2 protein-coding genes are annotated in these 1,621 nt (G+C 36.6%); both read right to left on the reverse strand.

Features of this window, described 5'->3' with window-relative positions:
- Positions 1–91: 91 nt before the first annotated feature.
- A complete protein-coding gene (locus G8O23_RS17225) occupies positions 92–568 on the reverse strand; it encodes a hypothetical protein (protein ID WP_166367157.1) in 477 nt (158 codons plus the stop codon).
- Between the two features lie 21 nt (positions 569–589).
- The gene (locus G8O23_RS17230; protein WP_166367159.1) at positions 590–1,549 is read right to left on the reverse strand and encodes a restriction endonuclease subunit S; all 960 of its coding nucleotides are present in this window, start codon (positions 1,547–1,549) and stop codon (positions 590–592) included.
- Positions 1,550–1,621 lie beyond the last annotated feature (72 nt).

A 1,621-nucleotide genomic window follows, 5' to 3' on the forward strand; every position in this document is an offset into this window, starting at 1 on the left:
ACGATATTTTGGAGCGAATCTATTTGATAGACTACTAGTTGCAGCTGTCGAAGATACTTGGTATGGAAAACTTAGGTACAATTACGGATAATCATATTAATTTATAATACTTTAAAAAACTAAATCCTCTCTCATTCTTATACCTCTCAAATTGTGGCAGAGGAATACCCTTATTGCTAAGTATGCGAACAGAGTATTTACCAATATTTTTACCACTTTTCATCTCGCTAATGTTGTAACCTCCACTACTAGCCATGCTCACAATATCCAAAGATGGAATTACCCAATAACTATCTACTTGTTCCGAAAACAATACAAAGAAATAGTTCTCCCTAGGATTTGGAATTGATATTTGAGGAAAGAAACCCCTATATTTTAACATGCAATTATCAATAGACCTTGCTTTTATTTGTACATCCATATATCTCTGAGAGTCAATTCTTATGATACAGTCTATGCCTTTGTCGTCAACTAGTGTAGTGTAAACATCAAAACCCAACTCAAGCAGTTTGGCTATTGCCTTATACTCCTGTCGTTTCCCGTATGTTGCATTTTTATTATTAGTCATAGTTCACTTTATTATCCTAATCTACACTTCAATCTCCCCTCCCATCAACCTAGGCAACAGTATATCCTGCGCCTCACGTAGTTTGGAGTTTTGTTTTTGAAGAATGTGTTTCAATTCAAAACATTGATATGTTTCTTCATTGTATTCATTCATTACCGAATTGGAAGCAATTTGAATTATAGCTTCATCAAAATCTGAAGCTGTTACGGCTGGATATGTTGCCCCTTTGGCGTGATTTTCCAAATAGTTCACAAACTCATTTGCTTTTACAAGCTGATAAAGAAAAGTTGCAGGAATTGTTTTGGCCGTAATAACTGCAAATCCTGTTGAAGCAATTAAGTTTTCTTCTGGTCTCCAAACAAATGAGTATGACTTTCTATTTGGGCGAACACAAGACCAAATTATATCTTGGTGCTTTAAAATCCTTTTTGCTCTCCCAGGTGCATCCTTTAATTCGTATTCTGTTTTGTTGTCAATACTTCCAGTCGATACCGAGGCAATGTCTACATAGAGTAGCTTGTCCAAATTTGAATTTGATTTTAAACTTTCCTCATTTAAAACTGCAACTTCCTTAAGTTTGATTTTTTCCAACTTACCCTCCCTCACAATCCCCTTATACCTCAAAAACGCCTTCTCCTCCATCAACCTAATCCGCTTTAGGTTATTCTCAATTAAATCGTCGTAGGCCGAGAGGATGGCGGCAATGCGGCGCTGGGTGGGGAGTGGGGGGATTTGAAGTGGATATTCCATTATGGAAATCTTATTGCCACGTGGCATCTTCGTTCCATTAGAGCCGGCAACCATGTAGTCAAAAAAAGCATCTTTTGACAATTGATAATAAAGAAACAATGGTTCAACCTTGCTGCTTGCTCTGAAAACTAACACATCATTAGAGCATCCACCAGCTTTGTCGGAAAACCAAATCTTTTTAAAATAAGGCCGGATATTTGAGATCTGTTTTAACCCTAAATAACCAAGCATTTTTTTTACAATTTTATTATTTATTTTTACCAACGGACAAACGACCGATGGTGACTGTTATACCGAAGGTTC

Source organism: Perlabentimonas gracilis, assembly GCF_011174675.1.
GTDB lineage: Bacteria > Bacteroidota > Bacteroidia > Bacteroidales > Tenuifilaceae > Perlabentimonas > Perlabentimonas gracilis.